The sequence below is a fragment of the Scopulibacillus cellulosilyticus genome (genome assembly GCF_042665295.1).
GTDB classification, from domain to species: Bacteria; Bacillota; Bacilli; order Bacillales; family Sporolactobacillaceae; genus Scopulibacillus_A; species Scopulibacillus_A cellulosilyticus.
On sequence record NZ_JBHTCO010000014.1, the window covers coordinates 117,467 to 140,125 of the forward strand.

23 protein-coding genes are annotated in these 22,659 nt (G+C 38.9%); 17 read left to right on the top strand and 6 right to left on the bottom strand.

Going from position 1 to position 22,659, the window contains the following annotated elements:
* The first annotated feature begins 115 nt into the window (after positions 1-115).
* On the top strand, positions 116-1,105 hold the full coding sequence (locus ACFQRG_RS11845; protein WP_380966160.1) for a class I SAM-dependent methyltransferase: 990 nt from the start codon (positions 116-118) through the stop codon (positions 1,103-1,105).
* A gap of 27 nt (positions 1,106-1,132) precedes the next feature.
* Entirely contained in the window at positions 1,133-2,323 is a 1,191-nt protein-coding gene (locus tag ACFQRG_RS11850; protein WP_380966161.1) for an acetate kinase, read from the top strand.
* Between the two features lie 81 nt (positions 2,324-2,404).
* On the opposite strand, the gene ACFQRG_RS11855 is transcribed toward ACFQRG_RS11850, so the two are convergent.
* Entirely contained in the window at positions 2,405-3,217 is an 813-nt protein-coding gene (locus ACFQRG_RS11855) for a uroporphyrinogen-III synthase (RefSeq protein WP_380966163.1), read from the bottom strand.
* A 205-nt stretch (positions 3,218-3,422) separates the two neighbouring features.
* Between ACFQRG_RS11855 and ACFQRG_RS11860 the strand changes: the two genes are divergently transcribed.
* On the top strand, positions 3,423-4,274 hold the full coding sequence (locus ACFQRG_RS11860) for an EcsC family protein (protein WP_380966165.1): 852 nt from the start codon (positions 3,423-3,425) through the stop codon (positions 4,272-4,274).
* Positions 4,264-4,767, top strand: a complete 504-nt coding sequence (locus ACFQRG_RS11865; protein WP_380966166.1) for a MogA/MoaB family molybdenum cofactor biosynthesis protein — start codon at positions 4,264-4,266, stop codon at positions 4,765-4,767. Before ACFQRG_RS11860 ends, ACFQRG_RS11865 begins: the two co-directional genes overlap by 11 nt.
* 159 nt (positions 4,768-4,926) lie before the next feature.
* On the opposite strand, the gene ACFQRG_RS11870 is transcribed toward ACFQRG_RS11865, so the two are convergent.
* Entirely contained in the window at positions 4,927-5,214 is a 288-nt protein-coding gene (locus ACFQRG_RS11870) for a hypothetical protein (RefSeq protein WP_380966167.1), read from the bottom strand.
* Between the two features lie 131 nt (positions 5,215-5,345).
* On the opposite strand from ACFQRG_RS11870, the gene ACFQRG_RS11875 reads away from it, so the two are divergent.
* From ACFQRG_RS11875 to ald, 4 genes are all read left to right on the top strand, one after another.
* Positions 5,346-5,510, top strand: coding sequence for a hypothetical protein (locus tag ACFQRG_RS11875; protein ID WP_380966168.1), 165 nt, complete (start codon positions 5,346-5,348; stop codon positions 5,508-5,510).
* 164 nt (positions 5,511-5,674) lie between these two features.
* A complete protein-coding gene (locus ACFQRG_RS11880; RefSeq protein ID WP_380966169.1) occupies positions 5,675-6,445 on the top strand; it encodes an SDR family oxidoreductase in 771 nt (256 codons plus the stop codon).
* 41 nt (positions 6,446-6,486) lie between these two features.
* Positions 6,487-6,849: a hypothetical protein gene (locus ACFQRG_RS11885; RefSeq protein WP_380966170.1), complete on the top strand. Its 363-nt coding sequence runs from the start codon at positions 6,487-6,489 to the stop codon at positions 6,847-6,849.
* Positions 6,850-7,098: 249 nt separating this feature from the next.
* Positions 7,099-8,223, top strand: a complete 1,125-nt coding sequence (gene ald, locus ACFQRG_RS11890; RefSeq protein ID WP_380966172.1) for an alanine dehydrogenase — start codon at positions 7,099-7,101, stop codon at positions 8,221-8,223.
* A 78-nt stretch (positions 8,224-8,301) separates the two neighbouring features.
* Here ald and ACFQRG_RS11895 read toward each other — a convergent pair whose 3' ends face one another.
* Positions 8,302-9,402, bottom strand: coding sequence for a M24 family metallopeptidase (locus tag ACFQRG_RS11895; protein ID WP_380966173.1), 1,101 nt, complete (start codon positions 9,400-9,402; stop codon positions 8,302-8,304).
* A 290-nt stretch (positions 9,403-9,692) separates the two neighbouring features.
* On the opposite strand from ACFQRG_RS11895, the gene ACFQRG_RS11900 reads away from it, so the two are divergent.
* From ACFQRG_RS11900 to ACFQRG_RS11925, 6 genes are all read left to right on the top strand, one after another.
* Positions 9,693-10,196: a DUF4178 domain-containing protein gene (locus ACFQRG_RS11900; protein WP_380966174.1), complete on the top strand. Its 504-nt coding sequence runs from the start codon at positions 9,693-9,695 to the stop codon at positions 10,194-10,196.
* Between the two features lie 20 nt (positions 10,197-10,216).
* On the top strand, positions 10,217-10,885 hold the full coding sequence (locus ACFQRG_RS11905) for a PspA/IM30 family protein (RefSeq protein ID WP_380966176.1): 669 nt from the start codon (positions 10,217-10,219) through the stop codon (positions 10,883-10,885).
* 30 nt (positions 10,886-10,915) lie between these two features.
* Positions 10,916-11,491, top strand: a complete 576-nt coding sequence (locus ACFQRG_RS11910; protein WP_380966177.1) for a DUF4247 domain-containing protein — start codon at positions 10,916-10,918, stop codon at positions 11,489-11,491.
* 71 nt (positions 11,492-11,562) lie between these two features.
* The gene (locus ACFQRG_RS11915) at positions 11,563-13,113 is read left to right on the top strand and encodes a polyamine aminopropyltransferase (RefSeq protein WP_380966179.1); all 1,551 of its coding nucleotides are present in this window, start codon (positions 11,563-11,565) and stop codon (positions 13,111-13,113) included.
* 42 nt (positions 13,114-13,155) lie between these two features.
* Positions 13,156-13,839, top strand: coding sequence for a metal-dependent hydrolase (locus ACFQRG_RS11920; RefSeq protein ID WP_380966181.1), 684 nt, complete (start codon positions 13,156-13,158; stop codon positions 13,837-13,839).
* Positions 13,840-13,967: 128 nt separating this feature from the next.
* Positions 13,968-15,281 carry a DRTGG domain-containing protein gene (locus ACFQRG_RS11925; protein ID WP_380966182.1) on the top strand — a complete coding sequence of 438 codons (1,314 nt, stop codon included), beginning with the start codon at positions 13,968-13,970 and terminating at the stop codon, positions 15,279-15,281.
* On the opposite strand, the gene ACFQRG_RS11930 is transcribed toward ACFQRG_RS11925, so the two are convergent.
* A complete protein-coding gene (locus ACFQRG_RS11930; RefSeq protein ID WP_380966183.1) occupies positions 15,265-15,588 on the bottom strand; it encodes a YtpI family protein in 324 nt (107 codons plus the stop codon). The genes ACFQRG_RS11925 and ACFQRG_RS11930 overlap by 17 nt on opposite strands.
* A gap of 331 nt (positions 15,589-15,919) precedes the next feature.
* Between ACFQRG_RS11930 and ACFQRG_RS11935 the strand changes: the two genes are divergently transcribed.
* Positions 15,920-16,864, top strand: a complete 945-nt coding sequence (locus tag ACFQRG_RS11935; protein WP_380966184.1) for a DHH family phosphoesterase — start codon at positions 15,920-15,922, stop codon at positions 16,862-16,864.
* Positions 16,865-16,889: 25 nt separating this feature from the next.
* Here ACFQRG_RS11935 and ytrI read toward each other — a convergent pair whose 3' ends face one another.
* Both ytrI and ACFQRG_RS11945 read right to left on the bottom strand, forming a co-directional pair.
* A complete protein-coding gene (gene ytrI, locus ACFQRG_RS11940; protein WP_380966185.1) occupies positions 16,890-17,402 on the bottom strand; it encodes a sporulation membrane protein YtrI in 513 nt (170 codons plus the stop codon).
* Positions 17,403-17,405: 3 nt separating this feature from the next.
* On the bottom strand, positions 17,406-17,738 hold the full coding sequence (locus tag ACFQRG_RS11945; protein WP_380966188.1) for a YtrH family sporulation protein: 333 nt from the start codon (positions 17,736-17,738) through the stop codon (positions 17,406-17,408).
* Positions 17,739-17,863: 125 nt separating this feature from the next.
* On the opposite strand from ACFQRG_RS11945, the gene ACFQRG_RS11950 reads away from it, so the two are divergent.
* Positions 17,864-21,229 carry a DNA polymerase III subunit alpha gene (locus tag ACFQRG_RS11950; protein ID WP_380966189.1) on the top strand — a complete coding sequence of 1,122 codons (3,366 nt, stop codon included), beginning with the start codon at positions 17,864-17,866 and terminating at the stop codon, positions 21,227-21,229.
* A gap of 154 nt (positions 21,230-21,383) precedes the next feature.
* The gene (gene ystJ / locus ACFQRG_RS11955; RefSeq protein ID WP_380966191.1) at positions 21,384-22,619 is read left to right on the top strand and encodes an NADP-dependent malic enzyme; all 1,236 of its coding nucleotides are present in this window, start codon (positions 21,384-21,386) and stop codon (positions 22,617-22,619) included.
* The last annotated feature ends 40 nt before the right edge of the window (positions 22,620-22,659 follow it).

Consider the following 22,659-nt stretch of genomic DNA (forward strand, 5'->3'; position numbering starts at 1 on the left):
AAACCTCTGTCTACGCCTAACGGCTTGCCAATCGGCAAGTTTTCTTTATTTGATTTTCTGTACATTTTATGTATTATTGTATAGGTGTAAATGTGGTGTTGCAGGAGGTTTAGCGATGATGCAAAGATCTATGGTGGACCATCTTTTTAAAATTTTTGATCAATCAGCTGCATTGATTGAAAAAGAAGAGAATGTTACTTACCTGGAAGCTCTTTATTTGACTGGTGAAAATATTTTTAATGAAAAAGTTGGCCAAAATAACTTGAGAAAAGAACTGACACCTCTTTATATTGATTTCTTTAAAGAAGGCATGTCTGCAGAGGACATTAGAAGATCATATCAATTAGCTGTTTTAAAAGGCATGAAATCATCTACTCAATCCCAGCATCAAATGACACCTGACAGTGTTGTTATTTTTATCGGTTATCTGGTAAACCGCCTGTTATCGACATCTGAACATTTCTCTATCCTGGATCCAACAGTCGGGACCGGTAATTTGTTAACAGGCGTTATGAATCAAAGCCATACTGATGACATTAAAGCATATGGGGTCGAAATTGATGAGCTTCTTATTAAGTTAGCCTATACAAACGCTAATCTGCAGCAAAAGGACGTTGAGTTTTTTCATCAAGACAGTTTGCGTCCAATGCTGATAGATCCAGTAGATATTACCGTATGTGATACTCCGGTTGGTATATATCCTGACAAGGAGAATACGGAAAGTTTTAAGCTCGGTAAAGCTCTCAAACAATCTTACAGTCATTTTCTTATGATTGAGCAAGGTTTGAAATATACTAAGCAAGCAGGTTATCTTGTTTATTTAATTCCTAATGATTTATTTACCCAAGATGAGGATAAGATATTCCATAAATTTTTGCATGATGAAGCTGTCATATTAGGTTTATTACAGCTGCCGATATCAATGTTTCAAAATGAAAAACATGCCAAAAGTATTTTAATCCTACAAAAAAAGGGGCCGCATGTCGTCCCTCCAAAACAAGCTTTACTTGCCGAAATGCCAAGATTTTCAAACAAAGAAGCCATGTCACAAATGATGGTTAAACTGAATGACTGGTTTCAACACCACCTGGAAACAACACAATGAATGTCTTCAATGAAGGGATGAAGGAAATTGGCTAAGATTTTAGCGATTAATGCTGGCAGTTCATCTTTAAAATTTCAATTGTTAGAGATGCCAGAGGAAAAAGTGATTACAAAGGGACTTGTTGAAAGAATCGGTCTGCCGAAATCAATTTTTTCAATTGAAGTTAACGGAGAAAAACAAAAAGAAGTACGGGATATTCCTGATCATGCTGAAGCTGTTAAAATTTTGTTAGATAAGCTGACAACTCTTGGTATTATTGCTTCTTTAGATGAAATTGACGGTATCGGACACCGTGTTGTTCACGGCGGGGAAATCTTTAATGATTCTGTACTAATAACAGATGAGGTGCTTAAAGCGATTGAGGATGTTTCAGATTTAGCACCGCTTCATAATCCGGCAAATATTACAGGGATTAAAGCTTTCCAAAAAGTTTTACCAAATGTTCCGGCGGTTGCTGTATTTGATACAGCATTCCACCAAACGATGCCGGAAAAATCGTTCCTTTACAGCTTGCCTTATGAATACTATGAAAAATATGGTATTCGTAAATATGGATTTCATGGAACGTCTCATAAGTATGTGACACAGCGTGCTGCTGAGTTGCTTGAGCGTCCTCTTGAACAGTTGCGTCTTATTTCTTGTCACCTGGGTAATGGTGCAAGTATCGCAGCAGTAGAAGGGGGTAAATCGATTGATACTTCCATGGGATTTACTCCGCTCGCTGGTGTTATGATGGGGACCCGTTCCGGAAATATTGATCCGGCCTTAATCCCATATATTATGGAAAAAACAGGACAAACTGCGGAAGAAGTCATTAATGTTCTTAATAAAAAGAGCGGATTGCTTGGTGTGTCAGGTTTCTCAAGCGACTTAAGAGATATTGAAGAGGAAGCAAGAAAAGGAAATAAACGGGCTGAATTGGCACTTGAATCATTTGCCGGCAGAATTCATAAATATTTAGGCTCATATGCCGCTAAAATGCATGGGGTTGATGCGATTATTTTCACAGCCGGCATTGGCGAAAATAGTGACGTCGTTCGTTCTCGAGTATTAACAGGCTTGGAGTTCATGGGTGTTTACTGGGATCCTGCTCTTAACGAAGTAAGGGGAAAAGAAGCCTTTGTAAATTATCCTCACTCACCTGTTAAAGTTATTATCATCCCGACAAATGAGGAAGTTATGATTGCAAGAGATACTGTCAGACTTGCGGGGATATAATTTTAGGTAATGAAAAAAACTTGTTTAAACAACCTTTTTTCGTAATGAGAAAAAAGGTTGTTTTTTGTATGTATAAGCTGCTTAATTTTTTGCTGAAAAGTACTCTGAAAGCTTTACAATCATGGCCCCCATCCGCGGGTTTCCAGGAACGATAACTCTTTTAACGCCAAAACTTTTTAAAGTATTGCAGGTTACTTGGCCGACAGCCGCAGCTGCCACAGAATGATTTAACGCTTCGATAACTTTTTGATATGTTGAATGGTCTTTTTCAATTTGATTAAAAAATTGTTTGACTTGAATTGAACTTGTAAAGACGACTGCATCGACTTTCCCCAATGTTATTTCTTCTGCAAGGGTGTCAACTATTTGTTGTTTCGGAGGGACGTGTTCATAAGGCATAGACTGCATCAATTCCGCATCTTGACCCTTCAGCCAATTGACGAGTTCAGGGGCGCTTTCCCCATAAAGCTGTAAAAAAACCCGTTTTCCTTTAAGTGCAGCAGAATCTAAATTTTCAACAAGACCTTTTACTGAGCCATCCTGATCAGTTACCTCAGGAGATAAATCAAGGTTATTCAAAAATTGTATCGTTTTTTTCCCTCTTGCGGCGAGCTTGGCTTGCTTTAAAATATTGATAAACGGTTTTGTAAAATGATATTTTTCAGCAATGTCAAAAAGTGCATTAGCCCCCATGCTGGTTGTAAAAATAATCCATTCAGGCTGGTATTCAATAAATTCTTTGATATCTTTCAATATTTCCTCTTCTTTTAGAAAACGAGTGCCTTGTGTGGAACGTATTTTTGCATGGCCGCCGTGTTTTTCGATTAGCTGACTGATTTCTTTAGACTTTCTGAAAGAAGCAAGTGCGATTGTTTTTCCTTTCAGACCTTTCATTAATAGCATCTCCCTTTTTAAAAACGGCTAGTTTTTCTTGTTTATTTACTGTATAGAAGATATAAGAATACCGGTTATTGGGTATAAAAGATATTGTACAGGATTTTGACTCTGAAATATAGAAATATAGATTTTCCCTTCTTTATTTCATCATCAGATAATAATCAAGTATAATGGAAGTAAAAGTTATGAAGGAGAGATAAGTGTGGCCTTGTCAAGTACGGAACAGGCTGTATTCTCCCAAATCGAAACTTGGGAAAAACAATTTTTTACTTATGAGCCGACTGATTTCTCGGTACTTTATCAGGAATGGGTTCGAAATCAATTAGAAAAGCTTTCGCCAAAATGGCAAAAAAGGGCTTCCTTAACCATTGATCAGCTTGTTTTTCAATTGCATGCTCTATTACAAAGTACTTCGTGGCAGCAAAATGCAAGGCTTCAGCTGATTAACGAAGGAAAAGCATTGTTGCCTGAAATTAATCATATTGAAGACATGAAACTATTAAATGTTCATCAACTTAATTTTATTGCCCAAAAACATATTGGCAAGCAGCGGTTAATTTCAACTGTTCAAGGCGGATTAACTGGCACCGGGGGTTTTTTATTAATTGGTTTAGATATCCCGCTGCTTTTTTCTATCCAAATGTATACGGTTCAGTTAATTGCTATGACCTATGGATATGAGGTAACATTGCCTGCCGAAATGGTAACATCGCTAAAAGTTTTTGAAATCGGTTTATTGCCAAAGAGAATAAAAAGGTCAGCCTGGCAAGAGCTTGAAGATGAAGTTATACATACAAGCGTTAACCCATATTTCTATGAAGGCCAGGATGATGTCATGAAATTATCATGGGTAGATACCGGTATTAAACAGCTTGGAAAGACAATCGTCATTTCACAATTAAAAAAGAAAATATTACAAGGTATTCCCTTGTTAGGAATGGCTATAGGGGCAGGATTTAATTACCGTTCTACAAAACATATTACAGAAATTGCTCATCGTTTTTATCAAAAGCGTTATTTAATGGAAAAGGCGGGTGGGGAAAGTGTCGGTTGATGAACATAAATCTCATAAACCTGATCAATTAAGCTGCGGTGTGATTACTGTAAGCGATACCCGCGATGTAGATACAGATAAGAGCGGCCGTTTAATTATTAATCAACTAAAGGGACAAGACTATAATATTGAATCATATGTCATTGTTAAAGATGAAGAAGTGGAAATAGAATTGTCTATTAATGAAATACTGTCACAATCTGTTGATGCATTATTAATCAATGGCGGTACAGGAATAGCAGAACGTGATGTCACCATTGAAGTGGTTAACAAACTGATTAATAAGGAGCTGCCTGGCTTCGGAGAAATTTTTAGAATGCTGAGTTACACGGAGGATATCGGGTCAGCAGCCATTTTAAGCCGGGCGACAGCCGGAATCATCGGAAAAACAGCCGTATTTTCAATGCCTGGATCATCAGGAGCTGTTAAATTAGCTATGGAAAAATTAATTATTCCAGAGTTGCCTCATATTATTCATGAATTGAATAAATAAGCTAAATACCTGCGTGTATTTAGCTTATTTTTTGCACTACCAGAAAGTATATTGGCAACGTAGAAGCAAGTCCGGCGTGGATGCCAAGATAAGGTCGATAGTATAATGCAACTAGGCAGTTGCCAGCGCCTTTAAGGCTTGGCACCAGCCAAGTTTTCTTTAACTCGTTCTGTACCATATCCATAAGTCATTAATCGTTGAAGCCAGATCAGATATGTCACTGTTTATCTGACAGCTTTTTTCAAAATTTTCTTCTTGATTGAGTTGTTCCTGCTTACGTTCAATATTTTTTTCCAGTTGTTTAATTCGATCTGGAATTTTGCCTCTTATCTTTTCCCAAGTCAAAATCATTTGTTGTTGTGTTTCATGATCATATGTTTCCCACTCTTTACTTAGTACTGGCACCGGAATGCCTAAGCGGCTATCATATACAAAACCGTATGACATGTTTATCCCTCCATACTGGCTCTAATAGCACGATATTATCATCTGTAAGGTATAAATTCTACTTTTTTAACAAAAGCTAACTGCGAAGAGCGGTAAAACTTTTTGTAAATGACTTATGAGGGGGAGTTTTAATGGCAAAGGAACATAATAAACATACCGATCTCCAGTACGATCAAGATGGAGAAAATGTTATTCATCAACAGTTAACTGAGGCATATCAAAGCGGGGTTGTTGATTCTTATATTACGGATCAAAATCTTTTAACTGGTGAAGAAACAGACAAAGACGAAGAGTAATTCTAAGGCTATCACGAAAAAACGTGGTAGCTTTCTTACTTTATTGAGCCATTTAATTCTATAACTTATCCACAGTTCACAGGGTCAGACCCCTTTAAATAAAAGACTGCCTCGTTTATAATTTTAATAGGCATATATTTAAATAAAAAGGATGGGTGAGCCCAATGCGCCACATACTTATAACCGCTGGATCGAAAGGTATCGGACGCATGGTCACAGAAAAGTTTTTACAGCAGGGATACTCGGTTACGGTTAATTACAGAAGCGATGAAAAAGCTGTTGAAGCAATGAAAGAAGAGTGGGGAGACAATCTTGATCGTCTGCAGTTTATAAAGGGAGATATAACAAAGCAAGCGGATATTGCCGAGCTTGTTGACAAAACGCTTAACAGGTTCCATAGGATTGATGGATTAATTAATAATGCGGGGCCCTTTGTATTTGAGAGAAAAAAATTGGTTGACCACTCTGTATCGGAATGGCAGCAAATGATTGAAGGTAATTTGAGTGCCGTCTTTCACTTAGTAAAAAGTGTTGTTCCGGTAATGAGGCAGCAACGCTTTGGCAGAATTATTACATATGGTTTTCAAAACGCAGGTTCGGCTCCGGGGTGGATAGACCGCGGCGCGTTTGCCGCAGCAAAATCAGGCTTAGCTTCTTTAACAAGAACATTAGCTATAGAAGAAGCGGAATCGGGAATTACAGCGAATATGGTTTGTCCTGGTGTGATTCTTTCCGATATGAAGGAAGCAACAATTGATGAGGCCAAGCAATTTACTGAACAAAGGACACCGATGGGACGTTCTGTAACAGGTGAAGATATTGCGGATACCATATTATTTTTATGTAAAGAAGAAACAGAAATGGTGACAGGATCAGTGATTGAAGTTACCGGTGCTGTGGAAGTCATCAATCGTTTTCGCCCATCATTTGAATAAATTTACATCAGTTGCCTCATGTTAAAAATGAGGTGATATTGATGAAGCGATGGATGATTTGGATCGTTTTTATTGTTTTTGTTCCGGTTGTGACAAGCTATGCATCGAGTTTGGAAAATCAATATTCTTTTAAAATGACAGTCATCATGGACGGCAAAGAATACGAATGGGAGTATGCCAATCCGGATGAATATGAATTTGAAAAGGGCAGCCGCGTGATTAAAGGCAAAGAAGCGGAAAACAAAGTTAAAATGATATACCAGCTTATTAATGTATCAAAGAAAACAAAGGTAGAGGACATGGTTGATGCTTTGAAACGGCATGGTTATAAAAATATTGATGCCTTAGATGTAAGGGTCATAAACAGCGATGAAGAATTGTACACATGGGTTTGGAGAAAGTAAAGAAAACTTGCCGATTGGCAAGCCATAAAAGACGAAGGTAACTGCCTGGCTGCATTTTGAAAGTATAAAAGAATATTCCCCCCTGAATTAAGGAGAGCGAATCTTAATTTTCGAACATTATAAGCTTTATAGATTTTGACTTGAAAAAGTCCCTGAAAAGGCGTACGATTCAAATGTAAGGGATTTCATAATGTGCAGCTATCCGTCTTTTTATACGGAAAAGATAGAATATTTAGGGGGGAATGATGTATGCGTGTTGGAGTACCAAGAGAGATAAAAAATAACGAGAACCGTGTCGCCATGACTCCGGCTGGTGTTCATCACCTTGTTGAAGCAGGCCATGAAGTCCTCATTGAAACTAATGCGGGCTTGGGATCAAGCTTTACAGATAAACAGTATCAAAGTGCCGGGGCGAAAATCGTGTCCTCCGCAAAAGAAGCTTGGTCGGCTGAAATGGTTATGAAGGTTAAAGAACCTCTGCCGGAAGAGTATCAATTCTTCCATGAAGGACTTATTTTATTTACTTATCTTCATCTTGCACCGGAACCTGAATTAACGAAGGCATTAATTGATAACAAAGTCATTGGTATTGCCTATGAAACGGTTCAACTTCCTAACCGTTCATTGCCGCTGTTGACGCCAATGAGTGAAGTTGCCGGACGCATGGCAGCCCAAATCGGCGGACAATTTCTTGAAAAAATAAACGGCGGCAAAGGTATTTTATTAGGCGGCATCCCGGGTGTCAAGCGTGCTAAGGTTACAGTAGTCGGCGGCGGTATCGTCGGTACGAATGCTGCAAAAATAGCTGTCGGACTAGGCGCTGATGTTACAATTCTCGACCTTAATCCTGAAAGGCTCCGTCAACTGGATGATATATTTGGCACCAGCATTAATACATTAATGTCTAACCCGTTTAATATTGCTCAAGAAGTTAAAGATTCAGATCTTGTTATCGGTGCAGTATTAATTCCAGGTGCTAAAGCGCCCCGTCTTGTGACAGAGGACATGATTAAGTCAATGCGTGAGGGTTCTGTTATTGTTGACGTAGCGATTGACCAAGGCGGTATTTTTGAAACAACAGACCGCATTACAACACATGATGATCCAACTTATGTCAAGCATGGCGTCGTTCATTATGCGGTTGCCAATATGCCTGGCGCAGTTCCACGAACTTCGACAATCGGTTTAACGAATGTCACAGTCCCTTATGCAGTAAACATTGCTAACAAAGGGTATATAAAAGCTTGTCTTGAGGACCCGGCTCTGTTAAAAGGCGTAAATACATTAGACGGATTTGTAACGTTTAAAGCCGTTGCAGAAGCTCATGGTGCAGAATATAGAGATGCCGAAACATTATTAAAACAACTTGCATAATATAAAAATGCCTTCTCAATTTGAGAAGGCATTATTTGTTTTTAAAAGGAAATTCAGCTGCGCTAAGTTTCCATATAATTAGGATATAATTTGCAGTGTTTTAGGATAACTTGTTAATGTGACAGGTCCCTGTTCACTTATGTAAACATCATCTTCAATTCTAACCCCGCCAACTTCAGGAACATAAATGCCGGGTTCAACCGTAATGACCATGCCCTGTTTTAAAATATCATCATTGTTCTCGCTCATAGATGGCGCTTCATGTGTGCCAAGCCCTAAACCGTGGCCGAGGCGATGTGTGAAATATTCGCCGTAATTTTTATTTGTGATGATATCCCTTGCTAAGCGGTCAAGATCACCAATTCGCGTCCCGGGCTTAGACGCTTTAATAGCTTTTTCATTTGCTTCGAGGACAGTTTCGTAAATCGCTTGTTGTTCATCGCTTGCATGTTTGTAGCATACGGTCCTTGTGATATCAGAGCAATAGCCGTCAACAACAACACCTAAATCAAATAAAACAAAGTCGCCCTCTTTAATTTGCCGGTTGCCGGGATGTCCGTGCGGAGAAGCACTGTTATCGCCTACAAGCACCATCGTTGGAAAAGCCATTTCCGAGTAACCGCGTTTTGTTAATTCGTATTCTATCTCAGCAATAATGCCTTGTTCGGTTCTGCCTTTTTTAATAGCATTAACGCCGACAGTAACCGCATAATCAGCCATTTCTGCTGCCTTTTGCATTATTGCTATTTCTTTTTCATCTTTGATCATTCTTAAAGAGGCTATAAATGATTCAATTGAAGCAAAAGATAATTGTTCATCCAGGCGGCGAAGAGACATGGCTTTTTGATACGGCAGCGTATCTTTTTCTATTGCAGCGGTCAGCGTACCTTTTAGTTCAGGCTTTTGCAATGATTTCTCTACTTTTTCCCACGGGTCTTCATGATCTTGATAACCAATCAATTCATAATCCCAACCGGCATGTCTGGCCTGGTGAACTTCCATTTGCGGACAAATAAGAAAAGGTTCACTTTCAGGAAAGATAAATAATCCTAACAGGCGTTCATGCGGCTCGCACATAAAGCGAGTCAGATAAAAAACATTTGTAGGATCGGATATAAAAGCAAACTGGTAATCATTTTGTTTTAACCATTTTTGCACGCGAAGGATTCGTTCGTTCACAATTTACACTCCCATCAATGATACGATTAACTTTAATTTATCATAATTTAAATTTGTAGAAAAATATTTTAGTTTTTATAGTGAAACTTTTGTAGCCTTAAGACGTAAATTTTTTGTACAATAAAGTAAATCTTCCATTAGTGGGGTTTTCTTCCCCCACTGATGGTTAGATGAACAAATCGGGGTGTTACCGTCCGTTATCTTCCGCCTAAACTTCATAGGTTATGTTGCTTTAGGCGGGAGTCTTACGGACGGTTGCACCGGGATAAAGCAAGAGGCAGGTGGAAAAAATGGGATTTTTTTCTCGCTTATTTAAGTCTGATGAAACACCTAAAGTAGAAAAACGAACGTTAATGAATTTAAAAGTCGGAGACATGGTATCGTATGAATTGGCGGATTATCAGGTAGTAGGGAAATTAACTTTTAATGATCACGGGTACAGATGGTATGAATATCAATTAGAAGGCCGTTCAGGAACGATTTGGGTAAATGTCGAACTCGATGATGAATTAGAAGTCAGTGTTTATAAAAAAGTAAAGAAAAAGCTTTCCGAGCCTATTCCTGATAAAATAGAGATGGATGGAATAATCTACTATCTGGATGAAAAAGGTACAGCCAATGTATCCGGTCAAGGCAGGAGTGTTAATGTCAGCGGCATGCAAGTTCACTATTATGATTTTTGCGATGAAAATGAGGAAAAATACCTGTCTGTTGAAATTTGGGGCGGTGACATTGAAGTCAGTACAGGTGCCTGCGCCAATGATTATGATTTTGAAATTATCGCAGGAAGTTAAAAAAGCAGGAGGATGTTAAAATGTTTAAAATGTTTAAGCGGGTTAAAACAGTCATGTCTTCAGAATTGAATTCATTGCTTGATAAAGCTGAGGATCCTGTTAAAATGCTCGACCAATTTATGAGAGAAATGGCAGAAGACATTCGTGAGGCGGAAACAGCTGTTGCTAAACAAATGGCCAATGAAAAGATCATGTATAAAAAATACAATGACGCGCAAAAGTTAGCTGAGAAACGGGAGCAGCAAGCTATAAAAGCATTAGAAGCCGGTGATGAAGATTTAGCAAGGCGGGCGCTCCAAGATAAAAAACAACATGAATCTCAGGCTGAAACATTAAAAACAGCTTGGGAAGGAGCCAAAGCTGATGTCAGTGAGCTCAAGCAAAAACTTCAGGAAATGAAAAATGAGTATCAGGAAATGGATCTGAAAAGAGATTCGCTTAAAGCCCGTGCTGAATCTGCTAAAACAAAAACAAAAATTAACAGGGCCATGTCATCGATTGGTTCTGATGATTCTAAAAGAGGCTTTGAACGCATGGAAGAGAAAGTTCTTCGGTTTGAAGCGGAAGCCGAAACAAGTGAAGATATGCGTTCAGCCAATCGTACCCTTGATGATGAACTTGAAGCACTTGAGAAAAACAGTGTGGATGATGAATTAGCTGAACTTAAGAAAAAATTGGGGAAAGAATAATGCTTTCCCCTTTCTAATGGGGTGCTGGTTATGAGGGGAATGATGGCTCTCAGCCTGTTTTTGTCTATTTTTTTCTTATCCGCTTGTTCCATGTTTAATAATGAAACCATTTTAGATATCATTCAAAAAAAATACGAAACAGATGATACGGTCAAAAGCAGTGTTCATTCAAGCGACACTGACCGGGTATTTATTGCAAAAAATAAGTCGATCAATGAAGTGGCTGAATCACTGGAAAAAGCTAAAAAACCTAAAGAAATAAGCGGCAAGGTTGATCAGAAAAAAGTCCTCGTCTACGACAAATATTTTGTTATTTTAACGCCTGATAATAAAAATGCCTCTAATACACGGATTGAGGTTGCTACATATGGTTTTGTAAGGGATAATTTTCAACCAAGTTTTTTTGATCATTTGCTATCATTTTATTTACTGGACAAATTATTAGGCGTTCATGATTGGGCTTACAGGCAAGGTCATCGTTGTTATGAAACAGGCGGTTGTTATCAGGGCTATAATCAGTCAGGAGGTCATTATAAAGGGCCTGGCTCTAAACCTTTATTCAGGGGCTCTTCATTTAGAGGCGGGGGACCGGATGCCGGCAAATAATATGATCGTTATTTCAGTCTCTTTTTAATCGCATTATATAATTGAATTTTTATACTTAAAGGTGGACATATATGTCAGGAATGTCATTTAAAGATAGTAAACGCATTTACTGGGCTTCAGGGATTGTCTCTATTTGCGGCGTTATCTTTGAAACTCTGTTTGGTGCGGCAGGTTCGTATGTTCTAGGAGATGGTGTCAAGCAATATACGCTCACCATCTCGCTTTTTCTTACAGGGATGGGCATTGGTGCTTATATGAGTGAAAAGGTGATCAAGCAGCTGATCACGACGTTTATATGCGTTGAATATTTAGTGGCTGTTTTCGGAGGCTTTTCTACTTTTCTCATGTTCGGAGTTACGGCTTATTTACCCGAAGGTTCTGATGCGTTTTATTTATATACAGTGATTGTTATTGTTGGTCTCTTAACTGGTTTGGAGTTGCCGCTCTTAATCAGGAAGGCGAATGAAATTGGCATAGCAATTCATAAGAGCGCAGCCAGAGTGCTGTTTTTTGATTATGCGGGCGGATTTATCGGCGGCATATTATTTGCTTTCTGGATGAGGCCCGCATTTGGAATGGTTAAAACGGCCTTTATCGTCGGGTGTGTGAATCTGGGTGTTGCCTTATGGATGCTTATCGCTTTTAGAAAACATGTACGTCCTTTTAAAGGGCTGCTCGCAATTGGCATTTTCATAGGCATTGGGTTAATTGCAGGGGTGTTTTTTGGTGATGAAGGCGCGTTTATGTTTGAGCAAAAATTATATACGGATCCAATTGTTTTTCAGGAAGACACAAAGTATCAAAAAATTACAATGACGAAAGAACAAGGGGACTTGCGGTTGTATCTTGACGGCAACCTGCAGTTTAGTTCAGCAGACGAGGATCGATATCATGAAGTTCTTATTCATCCGGCTGTCGCTGCAGCAAAAAATCCCGAAAATGCACTTATTCTTGGGGGCGGGGATGGTTTAGCAGCAAGAGAATTATTGAAATATCCCTTTTTAAAAAATATCACGTTAGTTGATCTTGACCCGGAAATGACGCATTTAGCACGAACAAACCATCTGCTGACCGATCAAAATAAAAATTCCTTAAATCAATCCCGTGTACATATTAAAAATGAAGATGCCTTTAAATATTTACAGCATCATAAAAAAAGTTATGATGTGATTATCATAGATTTACCTGACCCAAATAATGAAAGTTTAAATAAAGTTTATACACAAGAATTTTATTCTTTAGTTCATCGGCATTTAAAGCCGGATGGGGCAATGATGGTACAAGCCACCAGCCCTTATTTTGCAAGAAAAGCTTATTGGACTATTAATAAGACGATTTCTTCAGCCGGCTTTTATACGCAAAACCTTCATGTTGATATTCCGAGCTTTGGTGATTGGGGATATGTACTCGCGGCAAAGCATCCTTTTAGTGTTGATGATATTAAGCTTAAATCTGTGAAAATGAATTATTTGACCAATCAGCTGCTTCACTCATTGGATGAGTTTGGTAAAGATGAAGATGGCAATATATATGAAAAAGGAAAGAAAGTTAAATTGCGCCCAAATACATTAATTCATCCCGATTTAATTGAAATGTATCAGCAGGCATGGTTATATTATTAATAGAAGATCATTAAGATTATTAGAAACTGGGAGGCAGGTAGAATGAAAGTTACATATCATGGACATTCGGCTGTATTAATTGAATCATCGAAGGCTAATATTATTATTGATCCTTTTATTACTGGTAATGGCCAAGCAAATATCAGTACAAGTGACTTGCCGAAAATTGATGCCATTATTCTGACTCATGGTCATAATGATCACGTGGGAGATACTGTGGAAATTGCTAAGAAAAATAATGCTCAGGTTATTGGTATTGCCGAGATTGCGACATATTTTGGCTGGAAAGGTCTGAATACACATGGTATGTCAATTGGAGGCGGATTCAACTTTGACTTTGGAAGGGTCAAATTAACTCAGGCTTTTCATGGCTCAAGCTATACAGAAGAAGAAAATCAAAATATTGTTTACACAGGTATGCCGGCCGGCGTTATACTCGAAATTGACGGAAAAACCATCTATCACGCAGGAGATACAGCGCTTTTCTCTGACATGAAATTAATCGGTGAAAGAAATAATATTGATCTGGCATTTCTTCCTATCGGTGATAATTTCACAATGGGTCCTGATGATGCATTAACAGCTGCTGAATGGATTCAAGCTAAAACTGTTGTACCGATTCATTACAATACATTCCCGGTCATCAAACAGGACCCTCAAGATTTTGCTTCAAAATTAAAAGGTAAAGGAAAAGCGCTGGCCTCCGGCGAATCAATAGAATTATAATCACTTTTTTAAACACAAACTATGAGAATTAGGAGCGGATCTTGGTGATCCGCTTGTTCTCATACTATTAGAAAGTTTAAGGTCGCCGCCAGCAAAGTTTTCTTTATTATGAAAGTTTGGTGAAAGAATTGGCAACGAAACATGAACAGATTTTATCCTATATTAAAAAATTGGAAATAGGGCATAAAATCTCTGTCAGGCAAATTGCTAAGGCCCTTCAGGTCAGTGAAGGAACCGCATACAGGGCGATTAAAGATGCCGAAAACCAGGGTTACGTCAGTACAATTGAACGCGTCGGCACGATTCGAATTGAGAAAAAAGATAAAGGGAATATTGAAAAACTTACCTATGCTGAGGTTGTTAATGTTGTCGACGGACAGGTATTAGGGGGACGTGAAGGCCTTTATAAAACCTTAAATCGTTTCGTCATTGGCGCTATGAAATTAGAGGCAATGATGCGTTATGTCGATGCGGGAGGGCTATTAATTGTCGGAAACCGGGATAATGTCCATGAAATAGCGCTTAGGGCCGGCATGGGGGTTTTAATTACAGGAGGTTTTGATGCTGAAGAATCGGTTAAGAAATTGGCCGATGATCTTAAACTTCCGCTCATTTCAACTTCTTATGATACTTTTACCGTTGCTGCAAAAATTAACCGTGCGATATATGATCAGCTTATTAAAAAGGAAATTCTTCATGTTTCGGATATTTTGATTCCTATTGAAGATACAGATTTTTTATATATAGATGATAAGGTTGGCAAGTGGCATGAAATGAATCAAAAAACGACCCACAGCCGTTATCCTATTATCGATAAGGATATGAAAGTACAAGGGATTGTCACTTCAAAAGATATCATTGGGAAAGATGTAAGCCGTTATATTGAAGAAGTGATGACGAGAAATCCAATGATGACAAATCCATCGACATCTGTAGCGGCGGCTGCACAAAACATGATATGGGAAGGTATTGAATGTCTGCCGGTTGTAGATGATGACAGCAAGCTGTTGGGGATTATTACAAGGCAGGACGTGCTTAAGGCTATGCAAATGGTTCAGCAGCAGCCGCAAGTCGGTGAAACAATCGAAGATCTCATAGAGGCGCAGCTTACCGATTGTTCTAAGAGAAATGAAGAATTATACCAATTTGATGTTACGCCGCAAATGACTAACTATCTGGGCACCTTATCATATGGTGTTGTCTCATCGATTGTTACAACCGTAGGACGAAGAGTTTTGAATAAACAAAAAAAGGGCGACCTTGTTGTAGAGAATGTCACCCTCTATTTCTTAAAGCCCGTTCAGATAGAATCAACCATTGAAATCAAGCCGAAAATTTTAGAAATTACACGGCGGTACGGAAAAGTTGACATTGAAATGTTTCATAATGGCGCGGCTGTAAGCAAAGCCTTTTTGATCGTCCAATTTATTGACCGTTATTAATAGACTCCCGGTAATTGTCCTCAGCCTCTTTAACAGCTAAAGGCAAATAATGGCGGAATGCTTTGATGCCGCTGTAAATAATAAAGGCGCCATAAAGGATGAAAATGGCACAAATAATGAAACTGATCGTCGAAGGTCTAAAAAAAATCCGGTTTAACCCAAAGAAAAAAAGGAAGGCTCCCAAGGCGATATTAGCTTTAGATGAAGTCCACAGTTTTTTATAAGGTTCATGGGTGCGCCAGACCTTAATCCGGTAAAAAACAAACATGGCAAGAGCCAGAACAATAAGAATGATAAAAGTTGGCATGAGTTTTAGACCCTCCCGGTTGAATATTCTTACATTAATTCTAACGGGTTTTTTACCCCGGTGCAACCGTCCGTAAGACTCCCGCCTCAAAACTTGAGTTAGCGCTGAAGTTTAGGCGGAAGTTAACGGAGTGCTCCTGCGCCGTTGTTTATTCAGGGTAGTAACGCCAACTTCTCGTCGCAAATTGCAGGAAGTTTGCTCAAGTAGTAGCTTCGCTAACACCCCGATTTGTTCAACTAACTATCAGTGGGGGATGAAGAAAACCCCCCACTGATAGAAGTTTCACTTTATAGAATTGCTAATATTATTTTAATTTATAAGGGGGCAAAGTATGATAGACAAAATTTTTAAGGCGATTGAAGATTATGAAACAATTATTATTCATAGACATGTCAGGCCCGATCCTGACGCTATAGGCTCCCAAGGCGGTTTGGCTTATCTTATCAAGGATAATTATCCGGGAAAACAAGTCTATATTGTCGGGGAAGAAGTGCCTTCATTGGCTTTTTTAAATCGTATGGATCGTATAGAAGACAGTGTCTATCAAGGCGCTTTAGTTATCGTTTGTGACACAGCTAATCAGGAAAGAGTAAGTGATAAAAGGTATACGATGGGTGATAAATTAATTAAAATTGATCACCATCCGAATGTCGACCCTTACGGCGATATCATGTTAGTTAATACAAATGCAAGCTCTGTCAGTGAGATGATTGTCGGTTTGTATGAGGCACGTCCGGATTTTCGAATGTCAAACGAGGCAGCAAGATTATTATACGCTGGGATAGTGGGAGACACCGGCCGCTTTTTATTTTCTAATACAACGCCGGAAACTTTGAAAAAGGCGGCAGTCCTTGTACAAAAGGACTTTGACCGCCAATTGCTGCACGACAAATTGTATGAATCGACCCTTAAATTGTCAAGGTTAGAAGGATATGTTTTACAGAATTTCACATTAAACGAATATGGCGTAGGCTGCATGAAAATAACTTTAGATATTATGAAATCTTTTTCGGTCGAACCGGAAGAAGCCGCGCTTTTAGTTAATGCTTTTTCAAACGTGGAAAATATTAAAGCATGGGTATTCTTTATAGAAGAAAAGGACCAAATAAGAGTGCGTCTCCGTTCAAAAGGTACAGTTGTTAATACAATTGCAAAGAGGTACGGCGGCGGCGGTCATCCTAATGCGGCGGGGGCCACTATTTATTCTTGGGAGGAAACGGAAGAAGTATTAAATGATTTAAATCATGCTTGTGAAAGTGTATCGACTGAAATATAAGAAACTTGCCTGCCGGCAAGCTTCTTTATGCTTTCTTTTTGGGTTCAACAGGGATAACATTGACTTCAATAACCGAGTAGATAACAAGACTTTTAACTTTAAAATAATAGGCATTCTTATCGATGGTAAATGGATGGTCTTCAACAGCCTTGTAGATCAATTCTTTGTTTACGGCAACTGACTCAATATTATTTTTTATAAGAGATTGCAGGCGTTCCGAGATTTGCTCTTCCAGCTCATAGCGGACAATCCTGTCTATATTTTTTCTGCTGCTTGTTTGAATATTTACCTGTATATCTTGAACTTTTAGTTTCTTTTCCAGTTCTTCGTTTTCTTTATCCTGGTCTTCCAGCAGTGCTTTTTTGTCATTTTGCAGGGACTTGATTTCGGTAGCCTGCTCTCTAATTTTATTGATTTGCCGCTCCTGAGCCAAGCCGTATAACAGGATAAAAAAAAGAAAGCCGATAATCATGCCCACGACAACTCCTGATAAAAAACGCTGCCAGCTTGGTATCTTGTAATATGGGGGGATTCTCAATTTTTAAGGCTCCTGTTGCGTAAACCAATGGACAATCATTGTAGCTGTATGTGCGCCGGTCATAGCTGAAGCGATCAGGAGCAGGTGTTTAACGACCTCACTTGGCGTACCGTCAAGGAATCCCTTTTCCAAATGTTCAATGGCATCAAATGTTCCGCCAATGGCAGTCACAACAGCCCAGATTTTCATATTTGTCGCAAGATTATTCATTTCGCTCAAAGGCGGGCGGCTAACCAAAAATGCCCCAATCCCGCCTATAAAACAACCGCCCATTAAAACACCAAAGGCAATGCAAAAGTTCATGATCGCCATCGTTGCAAAAGTGCGAAAATCCATAACCCAGGGCTCCTTCCATCTTTGTACCATTGTATGGGACAAGGTTTGGAAGTATACCATTTTTTCTTCTGGCAAAGGTGTACTATAATGATAATCGTGGAGTGACTATGAGAGGGTTGAAAAGAATGGCTTTTATCCATTTACATGTACATAGTGAATTTAGTTTACTTGATAGTTCATGCCGGATTCATAATCTTGTTGAAAAAGCAAAATCGCTAGGTTACAAAGCTCTTGCCTTAACGGATTCAAATGTTCTCTATGGGGCTGTTCCTTTTTATAAGGCTTGTCAAAAAGCAGACATCCACCCAGTCATAGGCATGGAAGTATATATAGAAAAAGAAAGTGAATCAAAATTAAGAGAAATGTCCCCTCAAGATCATTCACTTATTTTATTGGCCAAAAATCAAGCCGGTTATGAGAACTTAGTAAAATTAAGCACATTCTTGCAAACTTCTGCAGTCAAAAGGTTAACAAGACAGCAGCTTAAAGCTTTTAAGGATGGTTTAATTGCTCTTTCTTCGGGTCCAAAAGGAGATATTGAAACCACGCTTTTAAAAGGGGATATCCAAAAAGCACGGCGTTTGGCCCAATTTTATAAAGAACTTTTCCCTGACCGTTTTTATTTGGAGATCCAAAATCATGGTGAAGCTGTTGAAAAGAAATGCCTGCTTGAAATTCTTAAAATAAGTAAAGAATTAAATATTCCCCTTGCAGCAGCTAATGACGTACACTATCTCGAAAAGTCAGATGCGCTTGCCCACGAATGTTTAAAATGTATTCGTGATGGTCAAAGCTTAGACAAAAATGAAAACATACAGAATGAACAATATTATCTTAAATCACCGCAGGAAATGGCGTCATTGTTTGAATCATATCCCGATGCTGTTGAAAATACGGAGAAAATTGCCTTTCAATGCCATGTTGAATTTTCTTTCAACAGGATGATCCTTCCTAAGTTTAGCGTACCTGAATCCTGTACGGCGGGGGAATACTTACGCAGGCAATGCCAAAAAGGCTTAAAAAAAAGATATACACAAATAAATGATACCATTCAGAAGCGGTTGGATGATGAGTTAACAATCATCAATCAAATGGGATTCAATGATTACTTTTTAATCATTTGGGATGTTATTCGTTATGCAAGAGAGATTGGCGCTGTGCCGGGTCCCGGTCGCGGATCTGCGGCAGGTTCGGTTGTTGCTTATGTTCTTGAAATTACTGATGTTGACCCAATTAAATATAACTTGTTATTCGAACGGTTTCTTAACCCGGAACGTGTGACGATGCCGGATATTGATATTGATTTCCCGGATAAAGACAGAGATAAAATGATCGGTTATGTCTTTGAAAAGTATGGAAATGACCATGTTGCACAAATTATAACTTTTGGTACGTTAGCAGCTAAAGCGGCGGTTAGAGATATTGGTAAAGTATTAGGCATTCAGTCATCTCAAATTGACCGTTTGGCCAAGCTTATCCCAACACGTCCCGGTGTGACGCTTGATCAAGCTTACCAAGAGAACCCTCAAATCCGCGAATCTTTAAGTCAATCAAAGGAATTATTCCGGCTTTATCAGCTTGCCAAAGCCGTTGAAGGTGTCCCAAGGCACACGTCGATACACGCAGCAGGTGTCGTCATTAGTGAAGAGCCGCTGCAGACAAAGATCCCTCTCCAATCGGGCCATGACGACATTCCGGTGACCCAATATACGATGGATATTCTTGAGGATCTAGGTTTACTCAAGATGGACTTTCTAGGTTTAAGAAATTTAACATTTATAGAAACGATTCTGGATTTAATTAAGCAAGAAGCTGGAACAACAATAGACATCAGCGCAATCCCGCTTAATGATCGTAAAACTTTTGAATTACTCAGCCAAGGTGATACGTCAGGTATTTTTCAGCTGGAGTCCGATGGGATGAGGGATGTTTTAAAGCAGCTTGGACCGACTGATTTTGAAGATATTGTAGCGGTCAATGCCCTTTATCGCCCGGGACCTATGAAATTCATCAAGGTCTATATTGACAGTAAAAACGGTAAGCGCCCCATCACATATCCCCATGAGGATTTGGCGCCTATTTTAAAATCAACATACGGCGTGATTGTTTACCAAGAACAAATCATGCAAATTGCAGCAAAAATGGCCGGCTTTACATTAGGAGAAGCGGATATTCTCAGGCGGGCAGTTTCAAAGAAAAAAAGAAATATTTTAGAAGAACAACGGCAATTTTTTGTCGAAGGTTGTATCAAAAGAGGATATTCTAAAGCAATTGCCGAAGATTTATATCAGTTAATTGTTCGATTTGCTGATTATGGCTTTAATCGGTCTCATGCTGTAGCGTATAGTATGATTGCTTACCGGCTGGCTTATCTAAAAGCTCATTATCCGGTTGCCTTTATGACTGCCCTTTTATCCAGCGTTATTCATCATCAAGACAAATTATTAGATTATCTCTTTGAATTAAAGTCAAAAGGCATAACCGTTTATCCGCCATCAGTAAATAAGAGCAAAGCATTTTTTGTAAACGAAGGATTTGGGGTTCGTTTCGGATTAAATGCTGTGAAAAATCTCGGAACCGGTGCCGTTCAAGAGATTATAGAGAAGAGAAATGGGCACCCTTATAAGAACTTATATGATTTCTGCAGGCGGGTTTCCTTAAGTAAAGTGAATCGGCGTGCCATTGAGTCATTGATTTTCTCCGGAGCCATGGATGAATTTGGAATGGACAGGGCGGCGCTACTTGCTTCTCTTGACCTGGCATCGAAACTTGCAGAGCAGCATCACCGCGACTTGGATCAAACGACATTGCTTGATGCAGAGTTTGATGAAGATGTCGCTGTTGATGTACCGCCGTTTACCTTAAAAGAAAAGCTTCGATTTGAGAAAGAAGCGATTGGTATTTATTTAACGGCTCACCCTTTAGACCTTTATCAAGATATTTTAAGCTCGCAAACTAAGTCTTTAAAAGATGTATATCACATGCATCATCAGGATTTAATCAGACTGCCAGTCATGATAGAGGAATCTAAACAAATTAAAACAAAAAAAGGTCAATTTATGGCTTTTCTGAGTTTGAGTGATCAGTCGGGACAAATTGATTCAGTTGTTTTTCCAAAAGTTTATCAAGAGCATCAGGATTTGTTTCAAAAGGGACGAATGATCTATATTGAGGCAATGGTTAAAGCCGATGAAAAGCCGAGGAAACTGATTTTGCAAAAGGCAAAACTGTTGGAAGAGATTAAGCAAAACGAAAAAGGTATTCTGTATCTCAAAATTGATTCCCATCAAGAGAAGAAACCTGTTCTTAACCGGCTTAAGGAAATCGTTACTTCCCATCCCGGCGAAACACGCGTGATTATTTATTATTCTAGAAACAAAAAAGTTATTCAATTACCGCAATCATATGCTGTGTCACTAAGTCAAAAACTTGTTTTATTATTAAAGGAATGTCTAGGATCTGAAAATGTTGTCATAAAAAGTTTAAAATAAAATTCATATTTTGTTATAATGTTGTGGTTAAATAACTATATGTACGTGTTCAAAAAGAACAACAACGTAACTTTTTGAACATCCTCTATAAGAAAAAGTTATTATAGACAACTATTATAGACAACAACACATATTATGAGGAGATGAAATCGGAGTGTCCACAATTCGTGAAGAAGCGCTTCAAATGCACCGAGTTAATCAAGGAAAATTGGAAACTGTATCAAAGGTACAAGTACGAAATGCGAGGGATTTAAGCCTTGCCTATTCCCCTGGGGTTGCTGAACCTTGTAAAGAAATTTATAACAATAAAGAATCAGTTTTCGAATATACAATGAAAGGCAACTTGGTTGGCGTCGTTTCTAACGGCACAGCGGTTTTAGGTCTTGGAAATATTGGACCGGAAGCATCTATGCCTGTTATGGAAGGTAAAGCAGTTCTTTTTAAGAGCTTTGCAGGTGTTGACGCATTTCCAATTTGCCTAAAAACCAACGATGTTGATCAAATAGTTGAAACGGTTAAATTGATGGAGCCGGTATTTGGCGGCATTAATTTAGAAGATATTGCTGCACCAAGCTGTTTCATCATCGAGGAGAGACTGAAAAAAGAAACAAACATCCCTGTATTCCACGATGATCAGCACGGAACAGCAATTGTTACATTAGCTGGTTTAGTTAATGCATTAAAGCTTGTAAATAAAAAAATGTCGGAAATAAAAGTGGTTGTTAACGGTGCGGGAGCAGCAGGTGTTGCTATTATTAAACTGCTTAACCGTTTCGGAGTTAAAGATATCGTCATGTGTGATTCCAGAGGTGCCGTTTACGAAGGCAGAGAAAACGGCATGAATGAAGTTAAAGCGACGGTTGCCAAATTTACTAACCGCAACAATATCACTGGCACACTTGAAGATGCTGTGAAAGGTATGGACGTATTTATTGGCGTTTCAGTTGAAGGCGCGCTGACTCAAGATATGATTAAATCAATGAATGATGATCCGATTATTTTTGCAATGGCCAATCCTGTTCCGGAAATTATGCCGGAGGACGCAAAAGCAGCCGGTGCAAAGGTCATTGGTACAGGCCGCTCAGATTTCCCTAACCAGGTTAATAATGTTCTGGCTTTTCCAGGCATTTTCCGCGGCGCATTGGATGTACAGGCGACGCACATTAACGAAGAGATGAAAAAAGCCGCAGTATATGCCATTGCTGGCTTAATTACCGAAAGAGAGCTTAGTGATGATTATGTTATTCCAGCACCTTTTGACCCAAGAGTAGCGCCATCTGTAGCCGCAGAGGTGGCAAAGGCTGCTATGGAAACCGGAGTCGCCAGAAAAAAGGCAAATCCTGAAGAGATTGCTGCTAAAACAAGAAAACTTGCTTCTATTAACGAGTAATCAATAGCACAATTTCTTGAAGTAAATGGATGGTATTGAT